At 59.8% G+C, this 10,078-nt stretch carries 5 protein-coding genes; 2 read left to right on the top strand and 3 right to left on the bottom strand.

All coding sequences use genetic code 11. The features are described from left to right. Window positions 1–738 precede the first annotated feature (738 nt). Complete coding sequence (locus VEH04_00505; GenBank protein ID HYG21231.1) at window positions 739–4,314, bottom strand: MFS transporter; 3,576 nt, start codon at window positions 4,312–4,314, stop codon at window positions 739–741. A gap of 328 nt (window positions 4,315–4,642) precedes the next feature. On the opposite strand from VEH04_00505, the gene VEH04_00500 reads away from it, so the two are divergent. Beyond that, complete coding sequence (locus VEH04_00500) at window positions 4,643–6,664, top strand: rhamnogalacturonan lyase (protein ID HYG21230.1); 2,022 nt, start codon at window positions 4,643–4,645, stop codon at window positions 6,662–6,664. A 137-nt stretch (window positions 6,665–6,801) separates the two neighbouring features. On the opposite strand, the gene VEH04_00495 is transcribed toward VEH04_00500, so the two are convergent. Continuing rightward, window positions 6,802–7,974: a hypothetical protein gene (locus VEH04_00495; GenBank protein ID HYG21229.1), complete on the bottom strand. Its 1,173-nt coding sequence runs from the start codon at window positions 7,972–7,974 to the stop codon at window positions 6,802–6,804. After that, a complete protein-coding gene (locus VEH04_00490) occupies window positions 7,971–9,176 on the bottom strand; it encodes a hypothetical protein (protein HYG21228.1) in 1,206 nt (401 codons plus the stop codon). Before VEH04_00490 ends, VEH04_00495 begins: the two co-directional genes overlap by 4 nt. A gap of 225 nt (window positions 9,177–9,401) precedes the next feature. Here VEH04_00490 and VEH04_00485 point away from each other — a divergent pair, with 225 nt between their 5' ends. Next, the gene (locus VEH04_00485) at window positions 9,402–10,022 is read left to right on the top strand and encodes a hypothetical protein (GenBank protein ID HYG21227.1); all 621 of its coding nucleotides are present in this window, start codon (window positions 9,402–9,404) and stop codon (window positions 10,020–10,022) included. The last annotated feature ends 56 nt before the right edge of the window (window positions 10,023–10,078 follow it).

Here is a 10,078-nt window from a genome sequence, read left to right as displayed (position 1 = left end):
TCTACGGCAGGCAGGATGCCCGCCGCTACTCCGCATCGTGGCGTCAGGCATCCCTGCCTGACGTAGAGGGCGTGCATCCTTGCCGCCCGGAAAAGAACCGTAAACATGCGAGCGACGCTGGAATCTCACCACACGCTCGGCAGTCCCCGACGTTCCTGCCGCCAGGCTGGAAGCCAGGCTCTACGGCAGGCAGGATGCCCGCCGCTACTCCGCATCGTGGCGTCAGGCATCCCTGCCTGATGTAGAGGGCGTGCATCCTTGCCGCCGGAAAGGAACCGTAAACATGCGAGCGACGCTGGAATCTCACTACACGCTCGGCCGTCCCCGACGTTCCTGCCGCCAGGCTGGAAGCCAGGCTCTACGGCAGGCAGGATGCCCGCCGCTACTCCGCATCGTAGAGTCAGGCATCCCTGCCTGATGTAGAGGGCGTGCATCCTTGCCGCCCGGAAAGGAACCGTAAACATGCGAGCGACGCTGGACTTTACCTACACGCTCGGCCGTCCCAATGTTCCTGCCGCCAGGCTGGAAGCCAGGCTCTACGGCAGGCAGGATGCCCGCCGCTACTCCGCATCGTGGCGTCAGACATCCCTGCCTGACGTAGAAGGCGTGCATCCGCGCCGCCCGGAAAGGAACCGTAAACAGCGAGCGACGCTGGAATCTCACTACACGCTCGGCCGTCCCCGAGGTTCCTGCCGCCGGGCTGGAAGCCAGGCTCTACGGCAGGCAGGATGCCCGCCGCTACTCAGTCCCGACCGCGACGCGCTGCGCAAACTCGGCAGCCATTGCCTTGACCGCACGCAAGTCCAGTTTGCCTGTTCCTAGATATGGAAAAGCATCGACGTAAAAAAACTGGTCGGCTCGGGGCCTCCACAGGTTCGGCAGGTCCGTCTGCGACAGTTTCTGCAGAACAGCATCAAGCGGTTGCTCCTTCAATTTGTGCAGGACTATCAATCGTTCGCCCTTCTTTTCGTCCGGCACGCTGGCAACCACAAACAGATGCTCCGTGGCATTTGCAAGCTCGTGCAACTTCTCCTCCACTTTGATGTGCGGAACCATCTCGCCGCCAATTTTCGAAAAACGACTCAGGCGATCCGTGATCTGAAGGAAGCCGTCCTCATCGATGGCTGCAATGTCGCCCGTGACGTACCATTCGCCCGCACCCGTCCCAGCGCTTGAGCGTGCGGCGTGACCAAACGTCGCGACCTCGTCAGAAACCAAAACTTCCGCCGTCTTCTCCGGCTTTCCGAGATATCCGCGCATGACGTTCGGCCCTTTCACCAGCATCAGCCCTGCCTCACCTTGGGGAACAGGAACTCCAGTTTCGGGATTCACGATGCGAATGGTGACGCCTGGAAGTGGATGACCGATCTTTCCGCGTTTGCCCCCGACTTGCCGGAATCCTGCGGAACGAAAATCCAGTGTGTTCACAGCAACTGCGGGCGAACATTCGGTGCAGCCATATCCTTCCAGCGGCCGAATTCCAAACTGCTCCTCAAATGCAGCCGCCAGCCGGTCGGGCAACTTTTCAGCACCTGTCATCACCACCCGCAGGCTTCCAAAGTCCTCGGGTGCGCAACCGCGCATATAGATCTGGAGGAACGTCGGCGTGGCCAGCAGGAAGGTAAGCTCGTAGTCCCTCACCAACTGCGCCACCGTTTTGCCGTCAAGCGGGTTTACATGATACGCGACCCCCACCCCGAGAATTGCCGGCAACGTCAAGGTCCCCATAAAACCGAACGAATGAAAGAACGGCAGGATGCCGAGCAGCGAATCCTTGCGATTCAATCCAAACACCTGTTCGAGTTGCTCAACGTTCGAACCCACATTGTAGTGCGTGAGCATCACCCCCTTCGGTTCACCCGTGCTGCCGCTGGAAAAAATGACGGTCGCAAGGTCATCGAGCTGCGACCTTCGATTCGCACCCAGCATTTTCTGAAGCCAGCGGTCGGGCACGCACAATGCAATGGCAAACGCCGCGATCTTCTCGGAAATTGTTACCGGTGGGCTGCCGCCATTTGCTTCGATACCGCCGAGAATGGGCTGAACCGAGGGATTGCCCGACGACGCAGGTTCACTGCGCGCAACGCCCATCAGTTCCTCCAGGAAAATGAGTTGCACGGGCACCTGCAGCTTCACCTTGCTCAGGAATGATCTCGAACTGACGATCGTGCGGAGGCCGCATTGATTGGCACACGATGCGAGTGTTGCGTCCGAGACCGTGTAGTTGAGGTTCACCGGAACTTTCCCCAACAGCAACGCGGCGTAATTCAACAAAGCCCCCGCAATGGAAGGAGGCATCAACAGGCCCACCATTTCCTGATCTCGCCAGACGTGTCTCAATCGCCGGGCGAGGACAATTGACCGCACCAATGCTGGGAAAAACTTCAGCCGCGTTCCCTGGGCATCGCCAAAAGCGAATCGAAGTGGATAGCGGCGTGCCGTGTGCACGAACGCGATTGGCAGCGGCCGCATTCTTGCCTTTCGCAGCGACCACGCCTCGGCCAGCAATTCCTGGACGGCACTGCGCACCTGCATCGGGTTGGACTCGCGGGAAAGCGCCGCGCCGAAGTTGATCGTCACGGGATACGGCAGGCGCCGCGGCAGCTTCCAGAGGAATCTTCCCTTGTCGAAACTGAAGATGCTGCCCCAGACACCATCGATGCCCACGGGAATGATTGGCGCCTCCACATCCTTCATGATTTTTTCGAATCCGCGGCGGAACGGAAGCAAGTGTCCTGTCCGGGTGATCTGCCCTTCAGCAAAGATACAGACAACATCCCCCCCGCGAATGGCTTCACTGGCGGTTTGCAGCGACTGGATCAACTCGCGCGGACGTTGCTCGGAAGAGATTGGAATGACGCCGAGGATGCGTGCGAAGGGCCGGATGCACGGGAGTTCATAGTGAGCCTTGAACATGATGAACCGCACCCTGCGATCCGTGGATGCAAGCATCAGCAGCGCGTCGACAAACGACACGTGATTGCAGACGAACAACGCGCCACCCTTCGTCGGAATGTGATCCCGGCCCAGCACCCGCACGCGATAAATGGTGTGCACGAGCAGCCACAGCACGAAACGCAGCAAGGAGTCCGGAACGAGCTTCACCGCGTAAGCGGTCCCGACAGCCGTCACGACAGCGCCGACCACGAAGATGGTGGTGGGTTCCAGTTGGAGAACAGATCGAAGCAGCCAGAACGCGCCTGAGGCAAGCGCAACGCCGACAGCCGACAGCCACAGGTTGGCGGCCACGACAGACCCCTTGTTTTCAGCGGCGGGGCGATGCTGGATCAGGGCGTTGATCGGGACGATATAGAACCCGCCTGAGAAGCCGAGGAGGGCCAGGATGATTCCGGCCTGAATGGCAGTCAACTCCACGAGACCCAACGCTGCGGCACACGAGGCAAGGCCGGCGGCGCCCAGCGGGATGAGTCCGTATTCGATTTTTCGACCCGAAACAAATCCCGCAACGAGACTGCCGAGCCCGATGCCGATTGCCATTCCACCGCGCAAGTACATCACCTGATCCTCAGCGAGCTTCAGAATGTCCTGGCTGTAGATCAGCACGGTGGGCTCACCAAACAGAGCGGCGATAAACCAGAAGTACGTGCTGCCGGCCACGGCGAGTTTCAGGACGCGATCGCTGCCAATGCTTTTCCAGTTTTGCCAGAAGTCCCGCACTGGATTGAACTGGAACTGTTTGGCTGGGTTGGCGGGTGGACAGCGTGTCACGCCCAGGCTTGTCCACCATCCAACCACCGCCAGTCCGACCAGAACGAAACCGGAAAGATAACGAGCCGCTCCCAGGTGTTTGTGCAGGAGGCCTGCGGCGACGCTTCCTGTGATGATGGCGACAAAGGTGCCGAGCCCGAGGATTCCGTTGCCCCACGACAACCGTTTTTCAGGCAGCAACTCCGGCAGCGACCCATACTTCGATGGCCCAAACGCAGCGCTTTGCGCGCTCATGAGGAACAGCACGGCAAACAGGAATGGGATGCTTCCAAGCCACAGTCCGAGCAGTGCCAGCAGCATGATAGCGACCTCGGCGACTTTCGTCCCGATGATCACGGAGCGCTTGCTGAATCGATCCGCCAGGAAGCCGCCTGTCATCGAGAACAGCACGAACGGCAGGGAAAAAAGACCCAGGGCGAGCGAGATCAGCTTGTCCCTTTCCGCGGGCGGGCGCGTGCTGGTGATGAGGAAAACGACCAGGAACTTGAAAAGATTGTCACTGAACGCGCCCTGAAATTGCGTTGCGAAAAGACTCCAGAAGCCGCGCAGCGAACGCTCGATCGATCCTGTGTTGGTCGTGGTCATTTCGGCCGAAGACTACTTGCGCGACTTTGCAAAGCCGAATCGAAAAAAACCGGGACTACATCGATCCGCGTGCGCGTTTCGTCCCTCGCCTGCGACCCAGGAGCGGGAGAGGGTGCTATGATATCACCTGCGCGCGCCCTCGTTCGTGAGGTCAAAAGCTCCTCCTCTCCCCAGCCCTCTCCTCCATTCCGAATGGAAGAGAGGGAGACTGGTCGGCTGGTTTTGAAATGCGGTCCCCGGTTATTTCCGCGCCGCTCAGTTCCGCCATCCCCACTTCTGGTGTCAGGATTGGCGCAACCGCGCGGCGTCCTGCAGCGTCGAAAGGCCCATGATGATCCCGTCCCGCTGGTTTGCCGCCACCATTGCTCGTTTCCTCAGACCAGCCTGCCTGCTCATTGTTCTCCTGTTCGCCGCTTCAGTTCCCGCGCAACGCCAGCTTGAAAACCTTGGCCGCGGCGTTGTCGGCGTGCATCAGCCGGACGGGAAGGTTTTTATCAGCTGGCGCCTGCTCGCGACGGACCCTGAAAAAACCGCATTCAATGTCTATCGCAAGACCGACCCTTTGCCCGGACGCGGCTTCGGACGGGGTTTTGGCGGCAGACCCCGAGGCTCTACAAATGAGCCTCCACGAGATGAGCCCATCAAGCTCAACGCCACGCCGCTGACTGGTCCCACCTGGTTCGTCGATGCCGAGGCCAATCTCACCGCCCGCACGACTTATTTCGTCCGCCCCGTGGTGAACAGCCAGGAGGGTGACGCTGGAACCCCCTTTGTGTTCCAACCCGGCGCCCTTCCCCTCCCCTACCTGTCGATTCCATTGAAACCTATTGAAGGCTACAGCGCTGCCGATGGGTCCGTCGGCGATCTCGATGGCGACGGAGAATATGAGATCGTTCTGATTCAGAATGGCCGGGCGCGCGATAACGGGCAGAACGGCCCGACCGATCCCCCAATCCTGCAGGCGTATAAATGGGATGGAACGCTCATGTGGCAGATTCATCTCGGTAAAAACATCCGCGCGGGAGCGCATTACACACAGTTCATGGTTTACGACCTCGATGGCGACGGACGCGCTGAGATCGCATGCAAGACCGCTGATGGAACAATCGATGGCGCTGGGAAAACCATCGGCGACGCAGAGGCGAATCATGTGAACGCGCAGGGTCGAATCGCCCGCGGGCCTGAGTTTCTCACCGTGTTTGACGGACAAACGGGAGCCGCCCTCGCAACAGTGAATTACGTTCCCAGCCGTCATCCTGCAAAGCAGGATCCTGGTCCCGGCGAACTGAGGGAAATTTGGGGTGATGACAATGGCAATCGGTCCGAACGCTACCTCGCCTGCGTGGCTTACCTCGACGGCCAGCGTCCGAGCCTGATCATGTGCCGCGGTTACTACACGCGATCCGTGCTGGCCGCATGGGATTGGCGCGATGGCAAACTCTCTCAACGTTGGGTGTTCGACAGCGATGCCACGCCGGAAAACCGGAAATACCGCGGCCAGGGCAACCACAATGTCAGCGTCGCCGATGTGGACGGGGATGGCCGGGATGAGATTATTTATGGCGCGATGGTCGTTGATGACAATGGCAAGGGGCTTTACTCGACAGGTTGGGGACACGGCGATGCGCTGCACGTTTCGGATTTGAATCCACGCAACCGCGGCCTGGAGATTCTCAGCATTCAAGAACGCTTCGCGAAAGAGGGCATGAACCTGCGGGACGCCAGGACTGGCAAACCACTGCTCCTGGTGCCATCGGTGCAAAATGAAACGGAAGGCAGTGATGCGGGCGAAGGCCCAGGCCGCGGAGCTTCATTCAACATCGATCCCCGCCATCCGGGAAATGAGAGTTGGGCATTCGGCGCCGGGATCACCGGTCTTTACAGCGCAGCCGGAAAACGCATCGCGGAACGCACGCCGCGCTCGTGCAATTTCGCAGTGTGGTGGGATGGCGACCTGTTGCGCGAGTTGCTGGATCGCAACCAGGTCTCGAAATGGAACTGGAAGGAGGGTAATGAGAGGATACTGCTGGCGGCGCATGGAGCCACGTCCATCAACGGCACCAAGGCGACACCTGTGCTGAGCGGGGATATCCTCGGAGACTGGCGCGAGGAAATTATCTGGCGCACGCCAGACAGCCGGGAACTCAGGATTTACACCACCACAATTCCCACCGAGCATCGGCTGTTCACGTTGATGCATGACGCGCAGTATCGTTGTGCAATTGCGTGGCAGAACGTCGCGTACAACCAGCCGCCGCATCCAAGTTTCTACCTAGATGAATCCGCGCCGTTGCCGAAGCGGCCGGCGATCGCGATTCCATCAGCCGCGGCCCGCATTGCAGGGAGGTAGACGCGGGCTTCATTCGAGGCGCTGTTTACTCCGCTTCAGCGGTCACCAGCGTGGCGCGTTGGAACTTGCCTGACCCGCGCGCTCTTTCGCGTTGAAGCGGCCTGAAGGCACGCGCTCCGCAGTTGAAAGGGGCGCCATCACTCCTCGCCATTGTTCAACAATTCATTCAACCAATCACCAGCATGCGACTCATACGTGTCGAAGACGCCGGGTCCCAAAGCCGCCGAAATGCTTTTCGCCGTTTCCTCGCGCACCTTTGCGAGCAGCGACTCCCGCTCAGCGGGCGTAAGATCGGCGTTGGAACGGATTTCGCCCGCGACGCGTTGTGCCGCCCGTTGCATGTCGTGAATCTCGATCGCTTTTTCTTCCGGAAGTTCATGACGGTCCATCACTTCCAGCGCCTCACGATAGAAGCGATCGCTTGTTCTTTGATACATCGCATATCGTTCCTCGCCCAACAGTTCGGCGGCCCGGCGGTCCGCTTCAGGCTCCTTCTGTAACGTCGCCAACTGACGCGCCTCGGCTTCGCTGATCTCGAGGTTCTGGAGTTGGTACCGGGCCGTTCCGGCCGCGTCACTCGAACGAAGTTCGTATTCTGTGTATTCCTCCGCCGTCAGGAGTTCCCGGATTCTATTTTTCCGGCGCTCCTCGGCAGCCTCCTGCCGCGTTCGCATTTCCGCTTCGGGCAGGTCATGATCCTCAACGTTCGCGAGAAACTCCTTCTGAAACTGCGCCTCGATCTCAACAACTGCCTGGACCTTTTCATCGGGCAGGAAATCAAGTTCGCGGGCGCGCTGCATGGCCGCGATGTGCCGATCCAGCCGCTTCTCCTCATCAGGCCGCCCCAGAAGTTCGGCCAGCATTCTTTTTCGCTCATCATCCAACGCCTGCAGCTCATTATACTTTGCACCGAGCATCGCCTCCATTTCCCCAGGCTTGGTCACCAACTCCCAAAATTTTCCCGATACAGAATCAACCAGGGCGTTGATCCGTTGCTCGAAAACGTCGTGGAGATCGGCGCGAAGAATGTGGGCGATCGTTCGTTCGGGACAGCCGATGCTGCGAAGGTTCGCAACGTAAGCCCGGTAATCGGTCGACTCCAATTCCGCCCACGCAAAGGAGGCAGTCACCTGGTTCGTCACGAACATCGAAATACCCGGACGCGCCGCCTCGCTATCGGCCATCGCACTCGCATGGCGAGTCTCGGCAGGCTCTGGACCGACAGACGGCATGCGTCTTTGATGCCACACGACCGTGAGCAGGACGGCATTCACGAGCCCGGAGAGGAGCAACCAATGCTTCAGGCTCATAAGTCACTCGCGTTCGTCACCCACGACGCACCGCTTTCGAGGAACTGTTCAAACGCTTCGCTGCTCAACAGAGTCGCAGCCGCCTCACGCACTTCCGATTCGATCTGGGCCATGCGTTCCCTGCTCGCTTCGTTATCCACTGCGCCGGCAGCTTTAATGCGCTCCCGTTCTTCTGCAGCAAGCTTGCGAACCTCATAGAGTTGCACTGCGGTTTCCTGGGGCAGCGCGTGTTCCTTCGCAAATTCGTGAATAGGCGAGAAACGCTCGTCCGACGCGCGGACAAAAGCTGTGAAGCGCTCCGGCCCGAGCAAGCTGGCGACGCCGTTGGTGAAGGCACTCTCCCGAGCCGCGTCTTCAACGGGATCAGCCTCGGCCTCCAAGCCGAACCACCCGGAGAACGCTGTCCCCTCGGCCTTCAACAATGCCATCTGACGAAATTCCAACGGGTTCAGGGAAACGGCTTCTGCCACAATTGAATTGCCCCACCAATCCAGGGTCGCGGCCCGAGCCTTGAATTCCTGCAGTTCCAACGGGCTGAGAAGATTCCCGAGTTCGCGCACGAATCGATCGTTCAGCACGCCTGATTCGTGTTTGTCTTCCGTCGTCCACACTCCGCCCGTGCGCTCGTGGAACTCATCGCTCCAGCGGGAAAATCGATCCATGCAAGCGATCAATTGCTGCACTTTTTCATCCGTGGCGGGCCCCAACAGGAAGCGCACGAGCGCGTACCCGACGATCCGATCCTCTTGAAAATCAGCGGAGCGATCCTCAATGCCGGTTTCCTGAAAAATCCGGGCTCGCTCTTCAGCAAGGATCCGCCGCTGTTGGCGGTTCCGGCGCTCTGCTTCCCTGCGTTGCCGCCCCGCGGCCCAAAACGGAATCTCCAGTGTGAGCGCCTCCTCGCGGATTCGATATTCCTCATTCACCTCGCCTCGCAGGATGTCCGCGACAGTTCGTTCCGGACATCGAATCGAGCGAAGGTTGCTCACGAATTCGAGATAGTTTGTCGATTCGACTTGGCTCCAATGAAAGCGGTTCGTGAGCACAACCGCGACGACGCGTTGCGCCGCAGGACTGATTGTTCCTTGAACCTGCGCATTGGCGATGGTCGATCTTTCGGTCCGAACGGGGCGTTCATGATGGAGCGCGAGCGCGGCAAGACACGCGCTCAGCCCCACAGAACAGGCGAGCAGTAACCGCATCCACGTCTGTCTTTTCAGCACAAGCAAAGAGTCGCATTCCGCCGCCCCGGTTTGACAAGTCAATGTTTCGGGAATTCTAAAGCAGGCGCGCCGCATTCGTGCCGCTTTGGTGGTCGCCAGCGGGATGCGTTGGAATTTGCCGGCGCGTTCGCGCCTGTCGCGCTGAAGCGTCCTGAAGAGCACTCTCCTTCGCGGGGTGCCTCGACAAACTGGGCATTCAACGTCATGATGCGCGCGATGGCAAACAACCCGGAATCTCCGCTCGACCTGCTTTGGAAGGAATACGGCACGGTCTTTCGGGATTTTGATGACCTCACCCTGGCACGCTGGCTGGCACAGACACTCGGCCAGCTCGAAGGCAAGGTTTGGCGCCTTTCTCACCCGCTGCTCGGGGCGTATCGGCTCGCCGCCCAACTGGCTCATGATCGGCAGATTTGGTTCAAGCGCCTCGCCACACCGCCCTCCGCCTATTCGGAATCCCCGTGCTGCCGCGCCCCGTTCCTTCCGCTGCTGACTCGTGACGTCCGCGACACCGGCCTGATTTGCCAGCACTGCAATGACACGCTCGTCCCGGTCGATGAAATCCCCGAGACCGTCCGCGAATCGATCGAAACCTGGGCCACCCAATACGCCCCAATCCATGCTGTGGCTCACTGGGACGATCGACAGCGCAAGAGTGCCGGCAGTTATGACCATGCATTCGAGAACGCTGCGAAACAGGCGGAGGCGTTGCTCGTGCGCGCGGGCGGCCAAATTTCATCACGCCTTCTCGATTTTTATCCAGCAATAGTCTGGGAGGATCAGGACGAATGCCTGGAGGTGAGACCGGAGGACGTGCTGCTGTGACTCCGGCCCGCTGCATCAACGCTCGTGTGGCCCCGCAACAGCCGGAGCCCGCCCTG

The sequence above is a fragment of the Verrucomicrobiia bacterium genome, assembly GCA_035629175.1.
In the GTDB taxonomy this organism is placed as follows: domain Bacteria; phylum Verrucomicrobiota; class Verrucomicrobiia; order Limisphaerales; family DASXHY01; genus DASXHY01.
Note: the sequence above shows the minus strand (reverse complement) of the source record. Positions and strands in the feature narration are given on the sequence as shown.